Annotated in this window: 21 protein-coding genes; 8 read left to right on the top strand and 13 right to left on the bottom strand. The window is 47.5% G+C overall.

From position 1 onward, the window contains the following. Positions 1 to 2 precede the first annotated feature (2 nt). The 5 genes from JHJ32_RS23140 to JHJ32_RS07155 all read right to left on the bottom strand — a co-directional run bounded on the left by JHJ32_RS23140 (position 3) and on the right by JHJ32_RS07155 (position 8,308). Complete coding sequence (locus JHJ32_RS23140) at positions 3 to 3,773, bottom strand: HAMP domain-containing sensor histidine kinase (protein ID WP_200120473.1); 3,771 nt, start codon at positions 3,771 to 3,773, stop codon at positions 3 to 5. A 111-nt stretch (positions 3,774 to 3,884) separates the two neighbouring features. Then, the gene (locus tag JHJ32_RS07170) at positions 3,885 to 4,655 is read right to left on the bottom strand and encodes a succinate dehydrogenase/fumarate reductase iron-sulfur subunit (protein WP_200120472.1); all 771 of its coding nucleotides are present in this window, start codon (positions 4,653 to 4,655) and stop codon (positions 3,885 to 3,887) included. 77 nt (positions 4,656 to 4,732) lie between these two features. Then, positions 4,733 to 6,664: a fumarate reductase/succinate dehydrogenase flavoprotein subunit gene (locus JHJ32_RS07165; protein WP_200120471.1), complete on the bottom strand. Its 1,932-nt coding sequence runs from the start codon at positions 6,662 to 6,664 to the stop codon at positions 4,733 to 4,735. A 60-nt stretch (positions 6,665 to 6,724) separates the two neighbouring features. Further along, positions 6,725 to 7,498 (bottom strand): succinate dehydrogenase cytochrome b subunit, encoded by a 774-nt coding sequence (locus JHJ32_RS07160; RefSeq protein ID WP_079716386.1) that lies wholly within the window; start codon positions 7,496 to 7,498, stop codon positions 6,725 to 6,727. A 171-nt stretch (positions 7,499 to 7,669) separates the two neighbouring features. After that, positions 7,670 to 8,308, bottom strand: a complete 639-nt coding sequence (locus JHJ32_RS07155) for a porin family protein (RefSeq protein ID WP_233632536.1) — start codon at positions 8,306 to 8,308, stop codon at positions 7,670 to 7,672. A gap of 182 nt (positions 8,309 to 8,490) precedes the next feature. On the opposite strand from JHJ32_RS07155, the gene JHJ32_RS07150 reads away from it, so the two are divergent. From JHJ32_RS07150 to msrA, 6 genes are all read left to right on the top strand, one after another. Next, positions 8,491 to 8,706 carry a hypothetical protein gene (locus JHJ32_RS07150; protein WP_079716384.1) on the top strand — a complete coding sequence of 72 codons (216 nt, stop codon included), beginning with the start codon at positions 8,491 to 8,493 and terminating at the stop codon, positions 8,704 to 8,706. A gap of 16 nt (positions 8,707 to 8,722) precedes the next feature. Further along, complete coding sequence (locus JHJ32_RS07145; protein WP_200120470.1) at positions 8,723 to 9,061, top strand: tRNA-binding protein; 339 nt, start codon at positions 8,723 to 8,725, stop codon at positions 9,059 to 9,061. Positions 9,062 to 9,063: 2 nt separating this feature from the next. After that, the gene (locus JHJ32_RS07140; RefSeq protein ID WP_200120469.1) at positions 9,064 to 9,537 is read left to right on the top strand and encodes a nucleoside deaminase; all 474 of its coding nucleotides are present in this window, start codon (positions 9,064 to 9,066) and stop codon (positions 9,535 to 9,537) included. Between the two features lie 92 nt (positions 9,538 to 9,629). Further along, positions 9,630 to 10,238 carry a superoxide dismutase gene (locus tag JHJ32_RS07135; RefSeq protein WP_079716381.1) on the top strand — a complete coding sequence of 203 codons (609 nt, stop codon included), beginning with the start codon at positions 9,630 to 9,632 and terminating at the stop codon, positions 10,236 to 10,238. A gap of 85 nt (positions 10,239 to 10,323) precedes the next feature. Next, the gene (locus tag JHJ32_RS07130; RefSeq protein WP_233632535.1) at positions 10,324 to 11,334 is read left to right on the top strand and encodes a zinc-binding dehydrogenase; all 1,011 of its coding nucleotides are present in this window, start codon (positions 10,324 to 10,326) and stop codon (positions 11,332 to 11,334) included. A 113-nt stretch (positions 11,335 to 11,447) separates the two neighbouring features. Further along, positions 11,448 to 12,095: a peptide-methionine (S)-S-oxide reductase MsrA gene (gene msrA, locus JHJ32_RS07125; protein WP_200120468.1), complete on the top strand. Its 648-nt coding sequence runs from the start codon at positions 11,448 to 11,450 to the stop codon at positions 12,093 to 12,095. Between the two features lie 12 nt (positions 12,096 to 12,107). Here msrA and JHJ32_RS07120 read toward each other — a convergent pair whose 3' ends face one another. Next, positions 12,108 to 12,551, bottom strand: a complete 444-nt coding sequence (locus JHJ32_RS07120) for a DinB family protein (RefSeq protein ID WP_200120467.1) — start codon at positions 12,549 to 12,551, stop codon at positions 12,108 to 12,110. Beyond that, positions 12,551 to 13,294 (bottom strand): SDR family oxidoreductase, encoded by a 744-nt coding sequence (locus JHJ32_RS07115; protein ID WP_200120466.1) that lies wholly within the window; start codon positions 13,292 to 13,294, stop codon positions 12,551 to 12,553. The genes JHJ32_RS07120 and JHJ32_RS07115 overlap by 1 nt, the downstream gene beginning before the upstream one ends. Positions 13,295 to 13,670: 376 nt before the next feature. On the opposite strand from JHJ32_RS07115, the gene pruA reads away from it, so the two are divergent. Next, the gene (pruA, locus tag JHJ32_RS07110; RefSeq protein WP_079716377.1) at positions 13,671 to 15,305 is read left to right on the top strand and encodes an L-glutamate gamma-semialdehyde dehydrogenase; all 1,635 of its coding nucleotides are present in this window, start codon (positions 13,671 to 13,673) and stop codon (positions 15,303 to 15,305) included. A gap of 56 nt (positions 15,306 to 15,361) precedes the next feature. Here the strand turns inward: pruA and JHJ32_RS07105 are convergent, their stop codons facing one another. The 4 genes from JHJ32_RS07105 to JHJ32_RS07090 form a co-directional block, all read right to left on the bottom strand. Next, positions 15,362 to 16,261, bottom strand: a complete 900-nt coding sequence (locus JHJ32_RS07105; protein ID WP_200120465.1) for a glycerophosphodiester phosphodiesterase family protein — start codon at positions 16,259 to 16,261, stop codon at positions 15,362 to 15,364. A 142-nt stretch (positions 16,262 to 16,403) separates the two neighbouring features. Continuing rightward, complete coding sequence (locus tag JHJ32_RS07100) at positions 16,404 to 17,066, bottom strand: carbonic anhydrase (RefSeq protein ID WP_200120464.1); 663 nt, start codon at positions 17,064 to 17,066, stop codon at positions 16,404 to 16,406. 7 nt (positions 17,067 to 17,073) lie between these two features. Next, positions 17,074 to 18,717, bottom strand: coding sequence for a SulP family inorganic anion transporter (locus JHJ32_RS07095; protein WP_200120463.1), 1,644 nt, complete (start codon positions 18,715 to 18,717; stop codon positions 17,074 to 17,076). Positions 18,718 to 18,870: 153 nt separating this feature from the next. Further along, on the bottom strand, positions 18,871 to 19,260 hold the full coding sequence (locus JHJ32_RS07090) for a hypothetical protein (RefSeq protein WP_200120462.1): 390 nt from the start codon (positions 19,258 to 19,260) through the stop codon (positions 18,871 to 18,873). Between the two features lie 230 nt (positions 19,261 to 19,490). On the opposite strand from JHJ32_RS07090, the gene JHJ32_RS07085 reads away from it, so the two are divergent. Continuing rightward, entirely contained in the window at positions 19,491 to 21,362 is a 1,872-nt protein-coding gene (locus JHJ32_RS07085; protein WP_233632534.1) for a glycoside hydrolase family 2 protein, read from the top strand. A 32-nt stretch (positions 21,363 to 21,394) separates the two neighbouring features. On the opposite strand, the gene JHJ32_RS07080 is transcribed toward JHJ32_RS07085, so the two are convergent. After that, complete coding sequence (locus tag JHJ32_RS07080) at positions 21,395 to 22,180, bottom strand: response regulator (protein ID WP_079716372.1); 786 nt, start codon at positions 22,178 to 22,180, stop codon at positions 21,395 to 21,397. After that, positions 22,155 to 25,340 carry a sensor histidine kinase gene (locus JHJ32_RS07075; protein WP_200120461.1) on the bottom strand — a complete coding sequence of 1,062 codons (3,186 nt, stop codon included), beginning with the start codon at positions 25,338 to 25,340 and terminating at the stop codon, positions 22,155 to 22,157. The genes JHJ32_RS07080 and JHJ32_RS07075 overlap by 26 nt, the downstream gene beginning before the upstream one ends. Positions 25,341 to 25,586 lie beyond the last annotated feature (246 nt).

Genomic DNA, 25,586 nt, shown 5'->3' with positions numbered 1-25,586 from the left:
TCTCAGATAACCTCTTGCTGCTGTGTTTTCCGGATGCTTATCGATGGAATACGCAGCAAGAAAGTGGTGCCCTTTCCCACAGTTGTTTCGTATTGGATATTTCCGCCCATACCTTCTACTGCTTGTTTCACAAATGCAAGGCCAAGTCCGGTGCCGGAGCTTTTGGTCGTAAAATTGGGTTGGAATAGCTTTTCCCTCGCTTCGGGGCTGATGCCATGGCCGTTGTCCCGTACAGCTATCGAAAGATAATTATCCATGTCATAACTTATCGTAATATGGATATGGCATCTGCGTTTGGTTATGGCGGCTTCTATCGAGTTTTTTATCAGGTTGTTGAATGATCGCAGCAGTTGGTCCCGATCCCCCAGGATGTTTATTGGGCCGTCGCCGCATTGATTGATTACTTGTATTTTTACTCCTACATTATTGCTGAATACCTCTACTGCTTTATTGATAATGTCCAGCACATCCACTTCCTTAAGCTGTGTGTCGGGCATCTTTGCAAACTCTGAAAACTCTGATGCGATGAGCGAAAGGCTATCGATTTGCTCAATAAACGATTCGCTGAACCTCGCGAAGCGTTCGTCAAACCGGGGATCCTTTTCTTTCCAAGATCGCTCCAGCTGTTGGATACCAAGCTTAAGAGGTGTTAACGGGTTTTTGATCTCATGCGCCACTTGCTTAGCCATCTCGCGCCAAGCGGATTCCCGCTCGGATCGCATGATGGTATTGGCACTTTGTTCAAGCGCGGCAATCATAAGGTTGTATTCCTTGATAAGGCTACCGATCTCATCGTGCCTTTTCCAAAAGATAGGCTCATTCTGCTTACCGATGCTGGTTTTGGCAAGGCTGCGTTGTACTAACGCCAGCGGAGCGGTAATTTTGTTTGCGACGAATACCGCAAACAATCCCAATACCAGAATAATCAATGCGTAAATGTTAACGAGCGTATTGAGGAGCAACCCGACGTTTTGGTCAAATTCCTTTTGGTAGCTGTAATGAGGTAAACTTAAAAAGGCTACCGGCTGATATTCATCATCCCGGATGGGCGCATAAGCGGCAATGAAGTTTAAGCCGCCAATATGTTCATGTTGAAGAAATTCCGACCGCTGATATCGGGCCATGTGCAGCCAAGCCTGGGGATTCATGTAACGAGACGTTAATTGGAGGTCGTAGATCCTAGGTTGTGTAGAGTATATTAGCTGGCCATCGGTGCCGTAAAGATTTAAGTCGGACGCTATGGACTCGGCAATGATGTTGAATTGCTCGTCCGTGGATATTCCGCGGTTGGTGTTGGATTCCTTGAGTATCCGCGATTCATACCTTCCGGCAATATCCACGACATATTTCAAAACACCGTTTTCCTGTTGTTTTCTAAATTGACTGCTGATGCTGAAGAAGGTGATGATACCGACAACGATCAACGTGAACACAACCGCTACGACAATAAACGTTTGAATGCGTGTACTGTAAAGTACTTTATTGGTGAGGATCAGGAAGCTCCATCGGAGATTTCGCAAACTGAAGTCATTACTGTTTAACGTCAAGACCAGCCATTGGCAGATGAAGGCAAGTATGGCGAACAACAAAAAAACAAGGAAAATAAACGACAATGCTGCCAGTTGCATCCAACTGCTCTGCTGACGCTGGCTGAGTAATATCAGTGTCCTGCTATTTGGACGGTACATCATATGCTCAAAGCCGCCTTCGACGCCCAGCGGTATGTATTTGCGCTGCTCTGCTGGATAAGTCGCTTCGGACAGCGGATATACATAATCGCCGTATTGGCTTACCAAGTTGCCATCTCGGTAGAAAGCGTATGCATAGCGGGTTGATAATTCTGTTTGTTGCTGGCCTATTCTGCTGTCTGCAAGAATGTCGGGATAGGCGGCCAACTGGCTGAATGATCGGTTCTGCATCTCAATAAGCAAAATGCCTAAAGGATTTCCGCCCTCTTCTACGGGAAGCTGGGCGAAATATTCAAAATTGCCGAACCGACTACTGCCACGGTAAAAATTTTCCGACACTTTAATCGCACCGGATATTACCTTATCCCGGTAAGCTTCCCGTTTGCTTGCCGAGCTGTTACCAATCGGAACCCAGTTGGTGTCAAATTCATTTGCAACAAATTCATATCGGGATAGATAGCCACTTAGGTAGGTTCGTTTCAGATGTTCGTTGAGTAGTTCTTGATTTCCGTCTTTTGGCCGCTTAAAGTAGTCAATAAGGACTGGATCTTTTACTATTTCCTTCTCTAAATCATGAAATAATGCAATGGCATTGGCGTCATCTACGGCTTCCAGTTTAGAAATCTCCATCTTTTGTTCCTCCTCTTTCTTATAGCGTTGGAACTGGCCATGTTTTATCGATGTGATTGCAGCCAGTAGGAGTAAGGTGGAGATAAAGATGGCTAGATCAAACTGGCCCTTACGTTTGACATACCAAGCGCGCAGCCCTATGAGCGTGCTCAGTAAAATGAACGTTACAGGAAAATCCCGGAGCTGAAAATCGCCGAAGTAAATAAGTAGTACTGCCGCACAAAAGATAATTACCGTTCCAATAGTAAGTAGCCTGTGCGGATCAGGGATCAAAGTTTGGGCGAGTTCTACCAGCAAATCGATGAGCAGGAGAAGCGACATGATGCTCAGGCACAGGGCGAATATTCCAACCCAGCTGTATGCGCTAAGATTCAGGATGTTCGTCACGTCAAAGTTGATGCCCGAGTTCGTGACAAGCCCCGCAAATACCACCGATATGCCATGGCTTACAAAATAAATCAGCACGCTGAATAGAAAAATCAACATGCAACTCCCTACTTTGGTATAGCCAAAAGCGGGGATTTTCAGCCGACGCCGGAAAGAATATAAGTAACCGACGAACCAAGTAAAGGCAACGATATTCAGGAAGAAACCACCCAAATGTGGAAAGAGAAAGCTTGAAGCAAAATTTCGTGGGTCAAAAAGCCCCGTGTAAAAGTGAGAAGCCAACAGACCGTAATGCAGATCCAAATAACGTATGCCAACAAGACAGCATGCAAACAACAGCACGGAAGACCATACCCATCCCCGTCTGGCTAGCCACACACAGATGATGTTGAACAAAAGTATGACCGAAAACCCTGCGAGCATCCACATGGCCAACTCCAATTTGGAAAAAAACGTGTCGTGCTGCCCGTCACGTAGTTTGACGGAAAGCAAATATTCGCCGGTCATGCTTCTGATGTTGTAAATCAGTTGGTCATCGTATTCGGCTATCTCCAGGTTGTTGGTTTCGATGAGGTCTCTCGAAAACGTATTCTGCAAGTACTCATTGTTCTTTTGAAAGTCTGACTTGATAGGAATCAAAAATAATGCTGAAAAATTGCCAATATTTTTTTTAATCGACTCATACCAGCCATTTCCGGTTTGTATGATGTCGACACTATTGCGGATGCCAGCATCTGTTTTAGGAACAAATTTATCCGTTCCCCAAATAACCAATTCACTGTTTACATAGACGAAGGGATAAATTTCATGTTTATTGACGAAGTAGTCGAGAATCTCCTCGGTACGTTCGACGTCATTCTCCAAGGTCTTAAGCACATTGAAAAGACTGGAGTCATTAAGGAAATCATAGACAATCTCCTCTTTTTTATGTAGGTTGTTTTGGATGGTACGTGCATCAAGGAGAAGGATTTCTTCATCATTGAACGTAAGATTGATGGTGACGGCCGTACCTATAAAGCATAGGGTCAACACCAGTAATAATAGCCTTATTTTAACAACCGTGCTCACAATCTACAATGATGATTCCACGTAAAATTAAAAAATATCCCTACATAACATAAAAAAACTCCCGCAATAAGGTTGCGGGAGCACAAGGGTATTGGGTTAATCGTAATAATTTTAGTGAGGCTCCTCTTCTTTGAAGAGCTTGGCGGTTAAATATTCGCGGTTCATCCGTGCGATATTGGTCAGCTTGATGCCCACCGGACACTCTGCTTCGCACGCGCCGGTGTTGGTGCAGCTACCAAACCCTTCCGCATCCATTTGGGCAACCATGGCCTGCGCACGGCTGTACCGCTCCGTCTGCCCTTGAGGCAACAAGGCATATTGCGAGATCTTAGCTGAAACGAACAACATGGCTGACGCATTTTTGCACGCCGCAACGCAAGCACCGCAGCTGATGCAAGTTGCTGATTCAAACGCTTCATCTGCTATCACTTTGGGAATCGGAATACTGTTGGCATCCGGTACCCCACCGGTATTTACATTGATATATCCGCCCGCTTGTTGGATCCGATCAAATGCGGAGCGATCTACAGCCAGGTCTTTAATCACCGGGAAGGCCGCCGCTCGCCATGGTTCAATGACGATGGTTTGTCCATCGTGGAAACTGCGCATATGCAATTGGCACGTTGTCGTGCCTTGCTTGGGGCCATGGGGCCTTCCGTTGATATGTAGCGAGCACATGCCGCAGATACCTTCGCGGCAATCGTGATCGAAGTGGATTGGATCTTCCCCCTTACGCACCAATTCTTCGTTGACAACATCCAGCATCTCCAGAAAAGACATATCCGGCGATATATTGTTGGCTTGATAGGTAATAAATTTACCCCTGGTTTTGTCATTCTTTTGACGCCATACTTTCAGCGTCAGATTCATGTTTCCACTCATATTACAGTGCTTTATGCTGTAAGCCTGAGGCTTTATGCTTACGGCTATAGCTTCAGGCTTAGAGCTTATTGCTTATTTTACTTATAGCTTCGTTGTGTCAATTTCACGTTTTCGAATTCCAAGGGTTCTTTATGGAGCACCTCGGGCTGATTTTCGCCTTTGTATTCCCATGCGGCCACATAACGGAAATTCTCATCATCACGCTTTGCCTCGCCTTCCTCTGTTTGGCTTTCTTCGCGGAAATGCCCACCGCAAGATTCCCGTCGGTTAAGTGCATCGTCGACCATCAACTCGCCCAATTCAAGGAAGTCAGCTACACGGCCAGCTTTTTCGAGCGATTGGTTCATTTCCTCGTTTTCTCCAAGAACGGTCACGTCGCTCCAAAATTCTTTTCGCAATTCTTGAATAAGCCCTTTGGCCTTTGTCAATCCAACCTCGTTGCGCGCCATGCCACAGTATTCCCACATGATGTGCCCCAGTTTTTTATGAATATCGTCCACGGTTTTACTCCCTTTAAGCGAGAGCAATTTGCGCACGTTATCTTCCACCTCTTTGCGTGTCTTTTCAAAGTTAGGGTGGTTTTTGTCTACGGGGTCAAAGCCTAAGCCGGCCAAGTAATCTCCCACGGTATAGGGGATGACAAAATACCCATCGGCGAGTCCCTGCATCAATGCGGACGCTCCGAGGCGGTTCGCTCCGTGATCGGAAAAGTTACATTCGCCCAACGCGTACAATCCAGGCACAGTGGTCATCAGGTTATAATCTACCCATAAACCACCCATAGTATAATGCACCGCAGGATAGATGCGCATCGGTTGTTTGTAGGGGTTCTCGTCGGTGATCTGATAATACATATCAAAGAGGTTACCATATTTCGCGCGTACGGTATCCTCACCCAACCGTTTGATGGCGTCTTCGAAATCAAGGAAAACAGCGATACCTGAAGCGCCCACACCGCGGCCTTCGTCTACGACTTCTTTAGCATTTCTTGATGCTACGTCGCGAGGCACGAGGTTACCAAATGAAGGGTATTTGCGTTCCAGGTAATAGTCACGGTCTGCTTCCTTAATATCGGAGATTTTTATTTCCCCTTTGCGCAACTTTTGAGCGAGCTCGACGGTCTTGGGTACCCATACACGCCCATCGTTGCGAAGTGATTCCGACATCAGTGTCAACTTTGACTGATGGTCGCCCGTTACAGGGATGCAGGTAGGGTGGATCTGCGTGTAGCAAGGGTTGCCGAAGAAAGCGCCCCGTTTATGTGCACGCCAGGCGGCTGTCACGTTGCACCCCATAGCGTTGGTGGAGAGGAAAAAGACGTTGCCATAACCGCCCGTGCAGAGTAGCACTGCGTGGCCTTCGTGCGATTCGATGGCACCGGTAACCATATTACGGGTAATGATGCCACGTGCATGGCCGTCGATGGTCACCAGATCCAGCATTTCGTGCCGGTTGTACATCGTTACCTTTCCCTTGTTGATTTGGCGATTCAATGCTGAATACGCGCCCAGAAGCAATTGCTGTCCCGTTTGCCCGCGTGCATAGAATGTACGTGAAACCTGTGCGCCACCAAATGAGCGGTTGTCAAGCAATCCCCCATACTCACGCGCAAAGGGAACTCCTTGCGCAACACATTGATCGATAATGTTTACCGACACTTCGGCCAAACGGTATACATTTGCCTCGCGGGCACGATAATCGCCTCCTTTGATGGTGTCATAGAATAGGCGGTATACACTATCTCCGTCGTTTTGGTAATTCTTCGCAGCGTTGATGCCCCCTTGGGCGGCAATGGAATGCGCCCGTCTCGGACTGTCTTGATAACAAAACGCCTTGACGTTATAGCCCAACTCCGCAAGCGATGCAGCGGCGGACGATCCGGCTAATCCCGTGCCGACCACGATGATGGTGTATTTCCGCTTATTAGCGGGGTTGACCAATTTGAGGTTGAACTTATGTTTCGACCACTTTTCGGCCAACGGCCCTGCTGGTACTTTTGAATCTAACATATGATAAATCTCTCTTATATCAGGATGTGCCGCAACCATGGCGACTACATCGTAAATAGCTTAGTTGAAAAAATAGAAATAAATGGGCATGGCGGCAAATCCGATGGGAATAGCCACGCCAAACAGCCATATGCCAATAAACCGGATGATAGGCGCATACTTTTGATGGTCAAAGCCCAGGGTTTGGAATGCGCTCTTAAATCCATGGATAAGGTGAAATGACAAGGCAGCCATAGCAATCACATAAAATGCTACCAAAACCCAGTTTTGAAAGGTAAACTGCACTTGTTTATAAAGGTCTTTCGCCTTAAGTATCTCAATATCATTATCTACGTATTTCACATAGTCCGTATATTCCTCACCTACTAATTCCGTTGCGGTCGTCTCCTGGGTCGTTAAATCGGTGCGGTATTCAATGTACGGTACGCCGTCGTTATGGTATTTCCACCAGAAGTTGCTCATGTGCGTCACAATGAATACCAACAATACCGTACCTAAAAGGCCCATGTTCCGTGAACTCCAAGCACTGTTTGCCGAGCCTTCGTATGCCGCGTACCGAACAGGCCGAGCCTTTCGGTTGTTTATGGTGAGCACCAAGGCGTAAACGGCATGTATAACGATGGAAGCGTACAACAAATAAGAGACGATTCTAATCGGGGTAAAGTGCGTCATAAAATGGGCGTAATCATTGAATGCCTTGCCCTGGTCATCGTAAAATAACTGCAAATTGCCAATCAGATGGACAATTAAAAACGTACATAAAAATAGACCCGTTAAACTCATTATCAGCTTCTTCCCCAATGATGAAGAAAACAGATGTGTGGACTTGCTCATTCTCCTCGATTATTTTATTTTTGGTAAGCAAATCTACCAATTGATTTAATACCGGTGAAAACAAACAAGGAAAATCGGCAATTTAGAACTGTTCTAATTTTGGTTGCGTAAATAAAAAACGCCATGCTGATCGGCAGCATGGCGTTAATGGAGGACCTTCGTTATGGTTTGTTAGAACAATCGATAGCCAACACCCAGCGACCAAAGATTGATCTTTTGTGACCGATTGCTGTTCTCGCTCAAGTTGCTCAAGCCGTGTTCATAACGCAGGTCAGCCCGGAATTTGCTAATGTCTACTCCGATGCCACCCGTTACTGCCCAAGCCTGGCTTTTATAACTGTTAAAATCGGCGACGTCTTGCAGCGCTTGGCCAATACCTTCGTCAACGACAAATGAAACCACAGGGCCAGCTTGTACCCGTACACCTAATGGCCCTAACCCTATCCGAGTACCTAAAAGTAAAGGCAAATCAAGGCTGGTAAACGTTACGTTTGCCGTTACATTGCCTCCTTCAGGATTGTCAAATTCAGCTTTTGAGCTTTTTCCGGTAAAATAGAGCTCAGGTTGGAAATGTACCCCAGCACCACCTATCCGCGCCCAGATACCAGCCTGGTACCCTGTGCGGGTGCTTCCGTCGAGCCAATTACCATCATCCGTTCTCAAGGTGGAAAAGTTTAAAGCCCCTTTTAAACCTAATTGGAAGGTGGGCAGTAATTGCGCGTTAGCGCCAATAGCAGTAAAGGTAGACAATAATGCAATAATAAAATACTTTTTCATTTGAATAGTGTTTTTAGTAGCAATAGCTTGCATGAATCGCTCTTGTTTGTTTACGAAGGCAATTCATGCGGGTTTCATCAGTTAAATTTTTGTACGTAGCATTAAAATACGGTCCATGATTTGCTAAGCAAAATTCAAGCCGAAAATGATTCGTACCTCACAAACTTGGTCAGGACGGACGGAATCCCTACTTTTGTCGAAAACAACTAAGGAGTATGGCAGCTATCAAAATCACGCAAGCAGAATGGGATGTGCTGAAAAAGAAGTTTCTTCGTAAGTACAACCACCTTTCGGATGAAGACCTTGCTTTCGAAGAGGGTAAGGAAGATGAATTAGTCGATCGACTGGCCCGCCGTGTGCGGCGCACGAGAGATTACGTTTTGTTCACCCTCCAGAAGGGGCTGGCGGACTTGGAAAGCAACCGGTTATAAATAAGGCTATCAAGATATGGAGGAAATTGCTTGGTCTGACTTCGAAAAAGTGGAGCTGCGCGTAGGAACGATCGTCGGTGCCGAAGACTTTCCGAAAGCTAGAAAACCGGCGTACAAACTGCTGATAGATTTCGGCGAGGATATCGGCATTCGCCGGAGCAGCGCCCAGATTACCAAGCACTACCGCAAAGATCAGCTGATAGGTAAGCAAGTAATCGGAGTAGTCAATTTTCCGAAAAAACAGATTGCAGACTTTATGTCGGAATGTTTAATCACCGGTTTTGCTGATGAAAACGGTGATATTGTGCTTAGCGCTGTTGAACGTCCGGTGCCTAATGGGGCGAAGTTAATTTAGCCATGAAATACATCAACTTTGAAGATGCCGGTGATGCTGTCTCCGATGAAATCTATATGAGGGAAGCGTTGAAGGAGGCACAGAAGGCGTTAGAGCAAGACGAAGTGCCTATCGGTGCAGTGATTGTATGCAATGGCAAAATCATCGGACGGGGGCATAACCTGACCGAACGGTTGAATGACGTAACAGCGCATGCTGAAATGCAAGCCTTCACCGCTGCAGCCAATTACCTTGGTGGAAAATACCTGCTGGATTGTACGCTCTACGTGACCATTGAACCTTGTGTGATGTGTGCCGGAGCCGCCTATTGGACGCAGATTACACGCATCGTGTTCGGTGCGATTGATAAAAAACGAGGCTTTTCAGGGTTTGGCCGGGACCTGCTGCATCCGAAAACGACTGTTATAAGCGGTGTCCTGGAAAATGAATGCGCGGCATTGGTAACGTCATTTTTCCGTAATAAACGGAACAAGTAATCAAGCGTTAATATTTCGGTAAACAAAATTGGTTTGATAATCGTTATATTTGTCCAACACATTAACTAATTTTTAATTTAAAACAATATATTATGGCTTTTGAATTACCGGCGTTACCTTACGCCACTGATGCATTGGAACCTCATATTGATAAGGAAACCATGGAAATCCACCATGGAAAACACCATCAAGCTTATGTAGATAACCTGAATAAAGCCATCGCGGGCACAGATGCAGAAAACCTAACCATTGAAGAGATTTGCAAAAACATTTCAAAATATCCCGCTGCGGTGCGCAATAACGGCGGTGGGCATTACAATCACTCCTTGTTTTGGACCATCCTTTCGTCAAATGGCGGTGGAGCTCCTTCAGGTGATTTGGCCGCTGCCATTGATGAAGCGTTTGGCTCCTTTGACGAACTGAAAAAGAAATTACAGGAAGCCGGGGCAACCCGTTTTGGATCGGGATGGTCCTGGTTGGTGGTAGACGGAACGGGTAAACTTCAGGTGACCTCAACGCCCAATCAGGATAACCCATTGTTCGACATTGCCGAGGTTAAGGGCACACCCATCCTGGGGATTGATGTGTGGGAGCATGCATACTACCTGAAATATCAAAATAAACGTCCCGCATATTTGGACGCTGTTTTCAATGTTATCGATTGGGACGCCGTGGCTAAGCGCTATGCGGACGCGAAATAAAAATTGATTACGAAATATTACTGGAATTCGAAGCGGCCTGATGCGATATGCATGGGTCGCTTTTTCTGTCTATTAATGTACTGTTATGGCACAGACGATGAAGGCTATTGTACTTGACGGCATCAAAAAAACCCTCGTATGGATGGAAGTTCCCATCCCTAAGTTGGAGAAGGGAGAGGCGTTGGTGCGTACGAAAGCCGCGGCTTTCAATAGGCGCGACTGGTGGATACAGCAAGGCCAGTATGCAGGCCTGAAATTTCCCATCATATTGGGCTCGGATGGGGCGGGCATTGTAGAGGCCGTCGCCGGGGACGCTGGCCAGGCGTGGATCGGCAAGGAAGTAATTATCAACCCATCCATCGCATGGGGCGATCGCGAAGCTGTCCAACAAAAGGCATTTCATATACTGGGATTGCCCCAGGACGGCACATTTGCACAATACGTACGTGTACCGGTCGAAAATTTACACGAAAAACCGCGTCATCTCACGTTTGAGGAAGCCGCGGCATTACCCCTTGGCGGCCTGACGGCCTACCGTGCACTGTTTAGCCGAGCAGAGCTGAAGGCCGGCGACAAGGTGCTGGTCGTTGGGGTGGGCGGTGGCGTCGCGACATTTGCACTGCAATTGGCGGTGCATGCGGGAGCAGACGCATATGTTACGTCCAGCAAGGTTTCAAAGATAGAGCGGGCGATGGCCTTGGGAGCTAAAGGAGGCGTACGGTATACAGATGACGGCTGGAGTGAAACGTTGAAAGAAAAAGTGGGCGGCTTTGATGTCATTGTAGACAGCGCGCTGGGCGATGGCTTTGCTCATTATCTCGATTTGGCGAATCCAGGCGGCAGGATTGTTTTTTTCGGGGGTACGGCGGGGAATATCCCCGAGCTCAACGGACGCCAGATTTTTTGGAAACAGCTATCCTTACTGGGTACGACGATGGGCTCACCGACAGATTTCCGCAACATGCTGGAATTTGTTGAGCACCATCAAATCAAGCCGGTTATCGATAGCGTCCATCCCATACAAGAAGCTGAGGAGGCGATAAGAAAAATGACCGAGTCATCGCAATTCGGCAAAATTGTATTAAAGCTGGAGTAGTTTTTTCGCGGCGAGGAGCACCTGCTTTGGAATACCTATTTTGGTGTATTTTCGGGATTATTCAAGGAAAAGCAGTGGACCCTTTGTATTTTTGTGTGAAATGGAATCAGATTATGAGGATATTACTCGTTATTAGTGCCGCAATGTTGTGTACAGCCTGTTTGCAGACGGCAAATACCAATACGTCGCAGGCGCAGGTACAGCGGCATGATGGGGACGGTTCCGTGGGGACGGATACGGCCACATTCGCCGGTGGATGTTTCTGGTGCACGGAGGCCCAATTCCAGCAGTTGGCGGGTGTCGATACGGTTATTTCCGGATACACTGGAGGAACGGTGGCGAATCCCAGCTATAAACAGGTGACAACCGGACGCACAGGTCATGCAGAAGCGGTGAATGTGGTATATCGGCCGGATGTGATCAGCTATGATGAATTGCTTGAAGCGTTTTTTATTGCCCATGATCCTACCCAGCTTAATCGGCAAGGTAATGATATCGGTCCGCAATATCGTTCATCCATTTTCTATCACGATGAGGAAGAACGCAAAAAAGCTGAATATTACATCCAGCGGTTGAATGAAGAGCGGGTGTATAATCAGCCAATCGTAACCACTTTGGAGCCGTATACGGTCTTCTACGTGGCTGAGGATTATCACCAGAATTATTTTAACCTGAACCCCAAGCAGGCTTATTGCCAATATGTCATCGTGCCGAAACTGGAAAAGTTTAAGGCGGTATTCAAGGAGCGGCTTAAGCGGTAAACGCTATGCCGCTTACCTTTTACGAAAAATATAATCCGTCTGTAGCGGCTCCATGCCGTTTTGCCTGAATAACAAGGCAATTTGTCCACGGTGATAAGTGGAATGGTTGATAATATGAAACAGGACATCCCCAACCGTATTGGTAAACGGAATCCCTTTGCTGGTCTTATAATTCACTTCATCACCTACGATTGAGGTTTCCAAGATAGTCAACGTCTGGTCATAATTACGCCTATCTAACACAGCCAATATATTGCTGGGGTGCTTTTCCCATACGCTATGCCGGGTTGGCTGGTTTAATATCCGATGATTCCATATGTGATGGGCGTTCAGCATATGGCTGAATAGATCCATGGATTTTGCGTCAACTGCGGCCGCATGATCCATCAGCACCGCTGCCAATTGCTGATTGCAATGAAAATTATAAGCAAATAATTCATTAAAAAGCGCTTTCATTATTTTCCCCCGCTTATATCGATAAATGTTCCTGTTGAATACGATGATTTTTCGGAAATCAGCCACATGATAGCTTCCGCCACTTCCTCGGCAAGTCCGCCCCGGCGCATGGGTATACTTTCTTTTAGGCGATCTACACGATTCGGTTCGCCGCCGTCGGCATGTATCGCTGTATAAATGAACGCGGGGCGTACGGCATTAACGCGGATGCCTTCAGCGGCCACCTCCTTGGAAAGCCCGATAGTGAAGGTGTCCAACGCACCCTTTGATGCGGCATAGTCTATGTATTCATTTGGCGCGCCCGTTCTTGCCGCAAGGGAAGACACATTCACGATTGCACCGCCGTTGCCGCCATTGTTGGCCGACAGGCGCTTGACCGCTTCCCGGGCGCAGAGAAATTGCCCAATAACGTTTGCTGCAAACATGCGATGAAGGCGATCGCTGTCCATGGTTTCCAAGCGCATTTGCGTTTCAAGAATTCCCGCGTTGTTCACCAAGCCATATAGCGACCCAAGTCGCTTATCTGTCTCAGCGAACAATTTTATCACGTCATTTTCCCGCGAAATATCAGCTTGTATCGCGACGGCAGTGCCGCCTTCCTCGATAATTCGGGAGACAATGGTGTCGGCAGCAGCTTTGTCACTGCGATAGTTTACTGCCACTGCATATCCTTCGCTTGCCGCCAATAGTGCTGTGGCGGCTCCGATGCCACGGCTCGCCCCTGTGATGAGGATGGTCTTCATATATGCGATTTGATTTTTTAGTGCGTTTTTAAACTAATCACTTATCCGTACCAATTTGTGCAAAAATATCTTGGCAATACAACAACTGCAAGTTAAATAATTTTGAGGACAACCGTTTAGCTTATGGATGTCATACGTGTTGATGAGGCCTTCATCACTGTTTTTTTCGATGTTGTTCGCTGCGTTCGTTTTACGGCCTCGCGAACTGACGATGACTGGGGCGGCGACTTATGGTTGGTTAATATTCGGTCAAAATCGGTTAAAATATGGAATAGTAGCATAAATTGCGACACTTAACCGTTGTTTTTCAGGCGAAATAAATTGCAGAGCCGTGTGGGTTTTGGTAGTTTTGTACACTCAAGAAAGAAACAACACTATGTCAAAAGGATTTTTCAATGTACCTGTTCCGGTGAACGAGCCGGTTTTATCATACGCCGCCGGGAGCGCGGAGCGGAAATTACTTCAGCAAGCTCTGCAATCCGCACTCTCTACGGAAGCTGATATCCCGATGTACATCGGAGGGAAAGAAATACGTACGGGGAACCGTTTCGCAGTACGCCCGCCCCACAATCACGGCCATGTGCTGGGATACTACCATTACGGGGATAAAAGCCACGTCCAGGCTGCCATAGATGCGGCCCTTGCGGCGAAGTCAGCATGGGAGGACTTGCCGTGGGAGCAACGCGCGGCAATATTTTTGAAGGCGGCGGACCTGATAGCGGGGCCATATCGCTATCGGCTTAATGCAGCGACCATGCTGGGGCAATCGAAAAATGCCTATCAGGCAGAGATTGATTCGGCGTGCGAGATTGTGGACTTCCTTCGTTTCAATGTAAAATATATGGCCGAAATTTACAGTCAACAACCGCCGGTTTCACCGAGGGGCAGCTGGAATCGTGTGGAGCAACGTCCGCTGGAAGGATTTGTGTTTGCTTTGACGCCATTTAATTTTACGGCGATTGCCGGGAACCTCCCGACATCAGCGGCGATGATGGGCAATGTCGTCGTGTGGAAGCCGGCCAATACACAGGTTTATTCGGCTCATGTATTGATGGAAGTCTTCCGCGAAGCCGGGGTTCCGGATGGTGTTATCAATTTGGTTTACGTGGACGGGCCCGAAGCTGGGGACGTTATTTTTAAACACCCGGATTTTGCGGGCATTCATTTCACTGGCTCGACGGCGGTATTCCAGAACATCTGGAAGACAATCGGGGAAAACATTCATCGTTACCGTTCTTACCCACGTATTGTGGGTGAGACGGGAGGCAAAGATTTTATCTTGGTACACGCTTCGGCCGATGTGAAAGCTGCCAGCACGGCTATTGTGCGCGGAGCGTTTGAGTACCAGGGGCAAAAATGCTCCGCGGCATCCAGGGTATATATTCCCCGCTCATTGTGGCCGGAGATTAAAGATCGCATGCTGCAGGATATTGCCTCCTTCAAGGTAGGCCCGGTAGAGGATTTCAGTAATTTCGTCAATGCCGTGATAGACGAAAAATCATTTGATAAATTAGCGAACTACATCGATGGGGCGAAGGCTGATCCCGATGCCGAAATTATCGCTGGCGGCACATACGACAAGAGCAAAGGCTATTTTATTTACCCGACGGTCATTGTAGCTAAGCGCCCGGACTATGTAACGATGTGCGAGGAGCTTTTCGGACCGGTGCTTACGGTGTACGTATACGATGATGAGCAATGGGAAGAAATGTTTGAGGTAATTGATAAGACGTCCATTTACGCACTTACTGGCGCGGTTATCGCACAGGATCGTTACGCAATCAGTCAGGCCACGCACTCCCTACGCCATGCCGCAGGCAATTTCTACATCAACGACAAATGCACAGGCGCGGTGGTGGGCCAACAACCATTCGGAGGAGCTAGGGGATCGGGTACGAATGACAAAGCGGGCTCGATGATCAACCTGTTGCGCTGGGTATCTCCGCGAACGATTAAGGAGACCTTCGACCCACCAACGGATTACAGGTATCCGTTTTTGGAGCAAGAATAAAAGAAAGGCCGTTTCATTATTCGAAACGGCTTTTCTTTTACGCCGCTGGTTTATTACTACAGAAAAAATACGTCAAACATACTGTCGATCTGGAACGTTCGAACACCCGCCGCCAGAAGCGCTTTGGCGGCATCCGCCCCCTTGGTCATGGCGTCTCCTCGCTGTGCCCATGCATTGATGACACCCACTACAGGAATGCCATGCCTTGCAGCCCATTTCACGTCATCGGCAGTAATCTGACCAGAAAACAGGTAATAATGTGATGGGTGGTAATCCGGCCGTAGCATGTTATCCTCCAACTGCTGCCGTGTACAACTTAAGGCGATTTTGCCCCGGTAAAAGTCGGTCGAAGCTTCAGTGCCGATCATCATCCCGTCGGCCAACATCCCATATTGTGCGAGCATGTGTATGAGCTTGGCGTGCAGAAGCGTATCATTGCCGGGTATTTTGAGGTCTACCATCACCTTGATGTGCCCGCGTGCCGCCGAGAGGATCTCCTCCAGGCTATGCACACGATTGCCGAGGTTGCCTTTCAACTTTTGCATCGCTGACCATGTCAGCTGGTCTACGGGCTTGTCGAGGCCATAGTAACGGATAAAATTGCGGTCGTGGTGTACGATGAAGACACTATCCTTGCTCATGCGCACATCGATCTCTACACGGTCATAACCCCGTTCGATGGCTTTTTTCAATGCTTCAAGACTATTTTCGGCCGTGGTATTATCCACCACTCCGCCACGGTGGGCGATGAGGCCGTAACCTTGGGGTTCAATACGTGCTTGCGCTTGCAACCGAAGTGTCCCCAGCAGCAACAGTGCCAGGGACACGTAACGGTTATGTAGCTTTACCATCCTTCCCATACATCCATCCGCCCGTGAGTTGGCAGCGGCTTTCGCGCCGGCAAAAGCTCGCTCGTCATCTTTCTGCATGCGTTTGAGCAACTCCACATCTTCCATATTGCGAAGCTATCTGCGCAATATGAACCGCAGGTTAATCCTTCGTTAAGTTGAAGGAACGCATGGATATGCACCATAAAAGCAAAAAGCCGTTTTCATTTTGAAACGGCTTTTTGCTTTTATGGCTCGTCTGAGAGGTATTCTACGCGAATGCCAAAACTTTCCCTAACCCTTCCGAGTTGGTGAAGGTGATGTCAAGATCGACAATCTTGCCGGTAGCGATATCAATAACAACACCGTGAACAGCCAAATCATCGCGTTCCTTCCATGCATTTTGGATGATCGATGTCGAACAAAGATTAGATACCTGTTCAGCTACGTTGAGTTCAACGAGCCTGTTTACCTTCTTTTCCTCGTCTTGGATCGCGTCGATCTCTTCCGAATGGAAACGGTATACGTCTTTGATGTGGCACAGCCAGTTGTCGATGATCCCAAATTGCTTGCGGCTAAGTGCAGCGGCAACGCCGCCGCAGCCATAATGGCCGGCTACGATGACATGTTTTACCTTTAATACGTTAACGGCGTAGTCTAACACGCTGAGCATATTCATATCTGAATGCACACACATGTTGGCGATGTTGCGGTGTACAAACACTTCGCCTGGCAACGTGTTGGTGATTTGGTTGGCCGGTACGCGGCTATCGGCACAGCCGATCCATAAGATCTCTGGGCTTTGCCCCTTGGCCAACTGCTGGAATCTGCCGGTGGTATCTTCGGCAACCAGTTTCATCCATTGTTTGTTTCCTTCTAGTATTTTTTCGAATCCTGCTTGTAATTCCGGATTTTCAAGATGTTTTTTGTACATATGCTATCTATTTTGCTATTGTTTCAGATGGTTGTTTTACGGGTTTCCGGTTTAATGAATCGTTTTTCAAAATACTTTGTGTAAAACGCTTAATATTCGGCACATTCTTTTTGTTTACGATTCCTACCAATTCAATGGTTTTTCCCTTGCTCACAGCATGCTGCTCGAAATCCTTAATGACTTCGATGACGTCTTTATCAATATATCGGCTATGCGAGCCATCAATAACGATCTCATTGATACGCCTAGGAAGGCTATAGAGCGCTTTCTGTATGGCCGCTTTATTGAGAAACGTTACTTCTTCTGCTAGGGTAAACGTTATTTTGGCTCCCTCCTCATTTTCTTCAATGTCATATTCAAAAGCATTGGAGAGGTTGTTCCTAAGAATGTAGAACATGGCCACTAACAAGCCTACACCCACGCCGGTAAGCAAATCGGTGAAAACCACGGCAATAATAGTAACAATAAAGGGAATAAATTGGTCGAACCCTTTATGCCACATTTGCTTGAAAATTTCACCTTTTGCCAACTTATAGCCGGTGTGAAGCAGGATGGCAGCCAAACAGGACAAGGGAATTAAATTGATAATGTTGGGGATAGTGATGACCGCCAGCAGTAACCATATACCGTGCAAGATAGCACTTTGCCGGGTCCTGCCACCCGAATTGACGTTGGCAGATGAGCGGACAATGACGGAGGTCATCGGGATACCCCCTAAAAGGCCACTGGTCGTATTGCCGATACCCTGGGCCAACAGTTCGCGGTTGGTCGGGGAATTTCGTTTAAATGGGTCTATCTTGTCAACCGCTTCGATGCTCAGCAGGGTTTCCAGGCTGGCAATGATGGCAATGGTAAAGGCAATTATCCAAACGTCTTTGTTAAAAATCTGCGTAAAGTCAGGAAATGTAAATAAGCCCACAAATTCGCCGAACGATTGAACCACCGGGATGGTTACTAAATGATCGCTTCCGAGCGCTAAATCGGAGCCTAAAAACGCCTGGCTTAACGCTACCCCAACGACGACGACCACCAAGGGTGCGGGTATCAGCTTCAATTTTTTGAATTTTGGCCATAGAATGAGGATGGCAAGTGAAACCGCACAGATGATGAACGCCCCATAGTTGATCGCGTTGAACGCATTCTGCAAAGCAGAAAACGTATTTTCATTATCGCGCTGCGTAAAGCTCTCTTCGCCAAAGAATGCCGAGTCATACCCCACTGCATGAGGAAGCTGTTTGAGGATGATGGTAATCCCAATGGCCGCTAACATACCAATGATGACGGACGAAGGAAAATAATTGCCAATCATCCCTGCTTTGATAATTCCGAGCACTAACTGCATCAAACCGGCAATTACGACGGCCAATAAGAAAGTTTCATACGCGCCCAGTTGCTCAATAGCGCCCAGCACGATGACGGTAAGCCCAGCTGCGGGCCCACTTACACTTAATTGCGAGCCACTGAATGAGGCTACGACAATACCACCGATAATTCCTGTCAATAATCCTGCGAATAAGGGGGCTCCCGAAGCCATCGCAATTCCCAAGCATAACGGCAAGGCGACAAGAAAAACCACCACACTTGCCGGTAAATCATATTTCAAATCCCGTTTTGATAACTTCAAAAACGCAGATACTCGTGTACCAAACATGTTATTAATATTAACTGATTATGTTGTTTAATTCATTCGCCACTGTACTATTAACAACTCAACGTGCATCATGTTCACTTGGTGGCTAATAATTAATCAGCAATGGAATGACTACGGCCAATAGATCGTATTGGCATAAGAAGACTCAATCAGCTAACAATTAGGAGGCGGGGTAGGTACTGCTGGGTAAAATGCGCGGATGTGCCGCTCATCGTCTGTAATATAGGTCGTTTTTATCGTAGATTCAGCAGGAGGTTGGAGCATGAAGCAGCTAATTGACTTCGTGTAATCTTTGGCAAAGAAATCTTGATCGCCAAGACCGGATTTGCCGTTGTTATTTTCGATTTCGAGCTGTAGAACCACTTGTAGCAGTGCTTGTCGATCAAACCCATGCATGAAAATTGGCGCAGTAGAAATGACCATCTTTGAAAAAAAGATGGCAAAAAACAATTTTGCGTATATTTCCCTTTTTATCTTGGTCGACATATAGTATCTACTGCTCTGCACAAAAATATGTAAAAATTTGTGTGAAATTGTAAACATTGATTGAAAATGTTACAAAAACGGTATGCGATAAAAGGCTGCGTTAACAAATTGACATTTTGATGATTAAAAGTGCCGGTCGACAGCCGATAAGACAATATGAAGAAATAATGAGACAAAAAGGCGAACCAAACCCGGTTATTATTCAGTTGTTTTGCTCAATGGCTGGAGTGTTCGGCGAAGGCTCTACCATAAAACAGATACAGTTATAAACATTTAAAAAATACCGTATGGATAAGTCAAAAAGAATGAAAAATGCATTGGTTTTATTATGTTTATGTGGGTTGCAAGCTGGACAGCTTGTTGCGCAGGAGGCGACGGCATGGCATCCCGCTGGGGATAAGATCATGTCTCCTTGGGCCGAAGAACTAACCACCGCAAGCCCACTTCCTGAATATCCACGGCCGCAGCTGGTACGTGAGGGCTGGCAAAACCTCAACGGACTTTGGGACTATGCGATTGTGCCCGGTAAGTTAACGGAGGTGCCGACCGCGTACAGCGGAGAGATACTCGTGCCGTTTGCCGTGGAATCAGCGCTTTCAGGTGTTGGAAAGACCGTTGGAAAAGATAGTTCCTTATGGTACCGCAGAACGGTAGCCATTGATAAAAAGATGCGGAATCAGCGTGTGCTTCTCCATTTCGGCGCCGTAGATTGGGAATGCGAAGTGTATGTCAACGGCCAGCGGGCTGGTTCACACGAAGGTGGTTTCGATCCGTTTACTATTGACATTACTCCTTATCTGGCGAAAGGTGCCAATCAGGAGATTGTAGTGGGGGTGTGGGATCCTACAGACGAAGGCCCTCAGCCCAATGGTAAGCAGGTCGTGCGGCCGCATGGTATATGGTATACCCCTGTGACGGGTATATGGCAGACCGTGTGGCTGGAAGGTGTGCCCGAAACCTATATTGCGTCAACCAAACACACGCCTGATATCGACCGGAGTTCGTTGGCTGTCGAGACCACTGTCGAGGGGCTTCAGGAGGGCGATGAAGTACGGATTTCCGCTTGGAATGGTGGCGAAAAAGTCGGGGAAGCGGCGGGCGATGGCAAATCGGCTATCACGCTGCAACTGGATAACCCCGAATTGTGGTCGCCTACCAATCCGTTCCTGTACGATCTAAAAGTCGCGGTAATCCGGAAAGGAAAAACAATAGATGAAGCATCTTCCTATTTCGCCATGCGTAAGATTTCAATGGAAAAAGACAAAAAAGGAATCCAACGGATGCTGCTAAATAATGAATTTGTCTTCCAATATGGACCGCTCGACCAAGGTTGGTGGCCTGACGGGCTTTATACCGCACCGACAGATGAGGCATTGCGCTTCGATGTGGAAAAAACCAAGGACATGGGTTTTAACATGATCCGTAAACACATCAAAGTCGAACCTGCACGCTGGTACTACTATTGCGATAGCATTGGCGTTTTGGTCTGGCAGGATATGCCGAGCGGCGATTTGGGAGGCAACCACTGGGATATGCGGCCGGGAATCACCTCGGGGAAGCAACATGACAAAGATCGCTCTGCCGAGTCGGAAGCCATCTATCGCAAAGAGTGGAAGGCGATTATCGATGCCCTGTATAACTTCCCCAGCATTGTGGTATGGGTGCCGTTCAATGAGGCATGGGGACAGTTCAAAACAAAAGAAATCACCCAATGGACTGTGGATTATGATCAGTCGAGACTGGTCAACAGCGCCAGCGGGGGCAATTTCTTCCCTGTGGGACACATTCTTGATATACATAACTACCCCGATGCGGTAATGCCAAGGCCGGAATTGTTTGGCGAGAAGCAAATCTTGGTGCTTGGGGAGTTTGGTGGATTAGGCTTGCCTATTGAAGGACACACCTGGCAAAATAAGGATAATTGGGGATACCAAAGTTTCAAGAACGTAGACGAACTGAAAGATCGCTACCGGGGGATGGTCAATGATCTCGCACGGTTGATTCCGTTGGGATTGTCTGCGGCAGTATACACGCAAACGACCGATGTAGAAGTGGAAACCAATGGATTGATGACCTACGACAGGAAGGTGGTGAAAATGCCCGAAACCGAATTAAAAGGGTGGCATCAACGTTTATATGACATCCGAATAGATCAATAAATCTTTAAAGAGGGGCTTTTATAGCCCCTTTTTTATTGCTTATGCTGCGCGAGGTACTCGCTTGGTGACATGCCAAACTGCTTCTGGAAATTCCGCCCGAAATGCGTTTGCGAACTATATCCCACCAGATCAGATACCTCGTAGATTTTAAGTTGGCCTTCGCTGAGTAGCTCGGCAGCTTTCTTCAAGCGTGCCACGTTGATGAGGTCGTTGGGCGTCAGATCCGATATCGCCTTAATTTTCCGGTATAATGTCGGGCGACTCATGTTCATCTTCTCGGCCAAATGCTCTACATCAAAGTGTACTTCGGCCATATGCTGTTGGATAATGTCATTCAGGCGCTCAAGAAAACGTTCGTCTGCCCTGGTGTGCGCCATCGTTTTGATGTGCGCCAGGGGTGAGCTGGCAAAATAGGCACGTACCTTATTCCTGTTGGATAATAGGCTGTTGATTTGCGCGTGTAAATGCGCCGGCGAAAACGGCTTCTCGATATAAGCATCGGCACCTTGTTCCAGCCCTTGGATTTTGGACTGTAGCGTGTTTTTGGCCGTCAGCAAAATGACTGGTATATGACTATGCTCTTCATCCGATTTAATACGTTGGCAAAGCTCATATCCGTCTATGTAGGGCATCATGATATCGCTGACGATAAGCTGCACGGGGTTGTTAGCAAGGGCTTCGAGCGCAAGCTGGCCGTTTTCGGCCTTTAAAACCTCATAATCGTCACTCAAATCGTCCGCGATAAACTCGAGAATCTCCGGGTGGTCATCGACCACCAATATCACCGGTCTTTCAGTTCTTGGTAATTCCTGTGCCATAAAAAGATTGTTGGGTTTGTTGTTCGAGGGGCATCGTCAGTACAAATACATTCATCCCGTTTTCGGGAGCAGCCAAATGAAGGTTGCCGTCGTGCAGAAGCGCTAATGTTCGCGCGAGCGCCAGGCCTAGTCCCGTTCCTTGCTGCGTGTCTGTCGCCTTTAGCCGGACAAACGTCTCGAAAACCTTTTCCCGCATCGCTACAGGAATAAGGTAGCCATCGTTTTTGACCGATATCATAAACACACGATCATCGGATGGATGTACCACCAACGACACCGCTATATGCCGCTTGGCATATTTGAGCGCATTGCCTAGTAAGTTGCTGATGATCTGTGTGACGGCCTCCTTATCCACCGTCGCGATGAAAGGTGTATCGGGAAGCGAATAACGGAGCCGGATGTTCTTCTGCGCTGTCAATAATTTAAAGCCAAGTAGGTTTTCGCGTATCAGGGCGTTGATGTCCACTGGCGTGAAGCACAGTTGATAGCCGGTTACCTCCGCTTTCCGGAAATCAAGCAATTGGTTGGTGAGTGCCAGCAAGCGCTCGGTATTACGTTCCATGGTCTGCAGGTGCCTTTTCACGGTCGGCAGTTCTTCCGCTTTTTTCATTACTTTTTCCAACGGTGCCTTGATGAGCGTGAGTGGCGTCCGGATTTCGTGTGTCACGTTGGTAAAAAAGTCAATTTTGGCTCGGTAAAGTTCTTCCTCTTTGCGGTGCCGCATCAATTCCAGTTTTTGCTTATTTTTTTCCTTCATGCGGCGATGGTAACTGTGAATGCCATACCAAGTAACGGCAAGTGCTAACATTATATACACAAGATAGGCAGGGAGGCTTGCCCATAATGGGGGGAGGATGGTGATGCGCAATTGGGTTTCCTTGCCAATGAACCCACCTCGGCTATCTGCCACATTTACCCGGAAAAGGTAATCCCCGGGAGGCAGTTCGGTAAAATACGCTTTACGATTAGTGCGGATGTGTGTCCACGCCTTATCCAGTCCTTCCATCTTATAAGCATACTCCGTCATGCGGGGCGAAACAAAGCTCAGTGCGGCAAAGTCGATGCTGAAAGATGATTGGTTATAGTTGAGCTCAATATGATCCGTAAAAGTAATCGATTGGCGCAGGGGCGACCCTTTTTTATTGATTTCCAGTTCGCGGTTATACACTTGTAACCCGGTGATATAAACTGGTGGCTGGAAGGTACTTTCCCGATAGTTGGCCGGATTGAATCTCACCAATCCCTTTACGCTGCCAAAATAAAGTGTCCCGTCGGGAGCTTTATAAGCCGAGTTGTAATTGAACTGGTCGCTCAGCAACCCATTGGCTTGCGTAAACACCTTGATTTCTTCCGTTGCGATATCAAAGCGTACGAGTCCCCTGGAGGTGGTCACCCAAAGCTTGTTGTCTGTATCTTCGAGCATGGCCAATATCAGGTTGCTCGGCATTCCGTCAGCGGTGCCAAACCGCCTGAAGGTGCCGCTGGTGGGGTTGAGGAGGCATAGCCCGCCCTCGGTAGCTACCCAAATGGTTCCACTGCTGTCCTCGAATATCCGATTTACCCGATTGCTCCCGATAGTGCTTGGGTCGTCAGCCCGATGGGTAAATAGGCCCTTGTCACCTGTCTTTGGATTAAAATAGTACAGGCCGTCACGCCAGGTGCCTGCCCATATCGTCCCCTGGCTATCCTCAAACAATGTGGTATAAAAGATATGTGCCGGAAAACCGGAAACGAGATGGAAACCTTTGTTTACGTCAAGATATTCATATATGCCCCGGCCTGTAGCCAGTAATATCCTCCCTCCGCCGGTTCGGTAGCTGTTGAATATGAAGTTGTTCCCTAAGGTCCCTTCCTTGTTTTCTGCGGTGTAGTGGCAGATAACTTTCCCGGTATTGACGTCCAATAGGTCGAGCCCGTGATCGAATGTGCCTACCCAGAGTGTATCACCGGTGACCAGCAGGCCGTGGATATTTGAATAGGCAAGGCTACCCCGATGGCCGGCGGGTTGATAATTGGTCATTCTGCCGGAGGAAATATCCATCTTATTCAGTCCGGCATCCTCGGTTCCAATCCATAAAAAGCCTTGCTCATCCGCACAAATCTCCCTTACCGCGTTACCCGAAATGGTGTTGGTGCCTTCGCCTTGGGGGAAAAATTTTTCAAAAAACGTATTGTTCAACGCATAGTGGTTCACTCCACCGAAATAGGTGCCCGCCCAGATGTTGTCTTCGGTGTCTTTGCAAAGGGTGTAGACAGCATTGTCAGATAACGCCCAGGGACTGCCCAGCTGCTTCCGGAGGTTTATGCATTCGCCGGTATCGTGGTGGTAAATGAAAATACCGGATTCAGTGGCAAACCAGTACTCATTATGTTCGTTCTCCAGGATGTCCCGCACGAAGATGTTCGTCCCATATTCGTCATGGGTCAATAGATCGCGATACGTGCCCGTGGTTGGATCGAATAGTTTTACACCTTGCTTGGAGGTACCCACCAGAAAAAATCCCTTGTCACTGCAATGTATGGATTCAATCCATTCAGAGACCACGGATGGGGAATGGTCGAATAACGAATATCGGCCTTTTGTGCCCTGGGTGGGGTGGTAATGGAACAGGTCGCCGCCGGCGGTGCCTATCCAAATGTCTCCGTTTGCACCTATTCCAAATGAGCTCACTGAAGATTTTGCTTCGGCGATTTGCGTCAATTGCGCCGTTGTAGCGGAATATCGATATAGTGTCAGGTTATCAATAAACCAGACATTGCCAGCGTCGTCGCCCGCTATATGGAGAATTTCATTAATGATGGTTGGGTGAAACAACGAAAATTTTTCGGATTTCGGGTCGAAGATGTAGATACCTTGATCGGTACCCACCCAAATACGCGCTGTTTCATCCACAAATAGCGCCCGGATGAAATTACTTCCCAAACCGTTTGAGTTGTCAGGGTCGCTGTGGAACACCTTGAATGAATACCCATCAAAGCGGTTAAGTCCATCTTTGGTGCCAAACCAGATAAACCCCATCCTATCTTGTACACTGCACAGTACGGCGTTGTTCGACAAGCCGTTTTCGACCTGATAGTGCGTGAAGTAGTAGGGTTGGCCATAAGCACATTCCAGGGATACCAACACGCATAAAAAATATTTCAGCAGGAGCAATCTCACATCAAAAGGCCTTGTGGTTTAAGTCAAAGATAGGAGTAAAAATTGAATTGGAAGTCAATTATATGTGCTTTGTTTCAGATAACGGGCGCGCTGATTTGCACGGTTATCACCATGAAGCAAGTCGTCGACGGCAGCGGATCCGAACTGATCGGCAAGTAACTGAAAGCCTATGCCGCGTCAATGAGACAAAATAATGAAAAATTGAAACAAAATGATATCGTGAGCTGCGTGCGTAATGCCGTCATT

This window comes from Parapedobacter sp. ISTM3, from assembly GCF_016533505.1.
GTDB classification, from domain to species: Bacteria; Bacteroidota; Bacteroidia; order Sphingobacteriales; family Sphingobacteriaceae; genus Parapedobacter; species Parapedobacter luteus.
The sequence above is the reverse complement of the archived record's forward strand: the minus strand, read 5'-3'. Positions and strand labels throughout refer to the sequence as shown.

What these genes read in the sequence shown, in the direction of transcription:
- JHJ32_RS07170 (WP_200120472.1), bottom strand. Translation starts at nt 4,655, where the DNA reads ATGAGTGGAAACATGAATCTGACGCTGAAAGTATGGCGTCAAAAGAAT.
- JHJ32_RS07165 (WP_200120471.1), bottom strand. Translation starts at nt 6,664, where the DNA reads ATGTTAGATTCAAAAGTACCAGCAGGGCCGTTGGCCGAAAAGTGGTCG.
- JHJ32_RS07160 (WP_079716386.1), bottom strand. Translation starts at nt 7,498, where the DNA reads ATGAGCAAGTCCACACATCTGTTTTCTTCATCATTGGGGAAGAAGCTG.
- JHJ32_RS07155 (WP_233632536.1), bottom strand. Translation starts at nt 8,308, where the DNA reads ATGCAAGCTATTGCTACTAAAAACACTATTCAAATGAAAAAGTATTTT.
- JHJ32_RS07150 (WP_079716384.1), top strand. Translation starts at nt 8,491, where the DNA reads ATGGCAGCTATCAAAATCACGCAAGCAGAATGGGATGTGCTGAAAAAG.
- JHJ32_RS07145 (WP_200120470.1), top strand. Translation starts at nt 8,723, where the DNA reads ATGGAGGAAATTGCTTGGTCTGACTTCGAAAAAGTGGAGCTGCGCGTA.
- JHJ32_RS07140 (WP_200120469.1), top strand. Translation starts at nt 9,064, where the DNA reads ATGAAATACATCAACTTTGAAGATGCCGGTGATGCTGTCTCCGATGAA.
- JHJ32_RS07135 (WP_079716381.1), top strand. Translation starts at nt 9,630, where the DNA reads ATGGCTTTTGAATTACCGGCGTTACCTTACGCCACTGATGCATTGGAA.
- JHJ32_RS07130 (WP_233632535.1), top strand. Translation starts at nt 10,324, where the DNA reads ATGGCACAGACGATGAAGGCTATTGTACTTGACGGCATCAAAAAAACC.
- msrA (WP_200120468.1), top strand. Translation starts at nt 11,448, where the DNA reads ATGAGGATATTACTCGTTATTAGTGCCGCAATGTTGTGTACAGCCTGT.
- JHJ32_RS07120 (WP_200120467.1), bottom strand. Translation starts at nt 12,551, where the DNA reads ATGAAAGCGCTTTTTAATGAATTATTTGCTTATAATTTTCATTGCAAT.
- JHJ32_RS07115 (WP_200120466.1), bottom strand. Translation starts at nt 13,294, where the DNA reads ATGAAGACCATCCTCATCACAGGGGCGAGCCGTGGCATCGGAGCCGCC.
- pruA (WP_079716377.1), top strand. Translation starts at nt 13,671, where the DNA reads ATGTCAAAAGGATTTTTCAATGTACCTGTTCCGGTGAACGAGCCGGTT.
- JHJ32_RS07105 (WP_200120465.1), bottom strand. Translation starts at nt 16,261, where the DNA reads ATGGAAGATGTGGAGTTGCTCAAACGCATGCAGAAAGATGACGAGCGA.
- JHJ32_RS07100 (WP_200120464.1), bottom strand. Translation starts at nt 17,066, where the DNA reads ATGTACAAAAAACATCTTGAAAATCCGGAATTACAAGCAGGATTCGAA.
- JHJ32_RS07095 (WP_200120463.1), bottom strand. Translation starts at nt 18,717, where the DNA reads ATGTTTGGTACACGAGTATCTGCGTTTTTGAAGTTATCAAAACGGGAT.
- JHJ32_RS07090 (WP_200120462.1), bottom strand. Translation starts at nt 19,260, where the DNA reads ATGTTTACAATTTCACACAAATTTTTACATATTTTTGTGCAGAGCAGT.
- JHJ32_RS07085 (WP_233632534.1), top strand. Translation starts at nt 19,491, where the DNA reads ATGGATAAGTCAAAAAGAATGAAAAATGCATTGGTTTTATTATGTTTA.
- JHJ32_RS07080 (WP_079716372.1), bottom strand. Translation starts at nt 22,180, where the DNA reads ATGGCACAGGAATTACCAAGAACTGAAAGACCGGTGATATTGGTGGTC.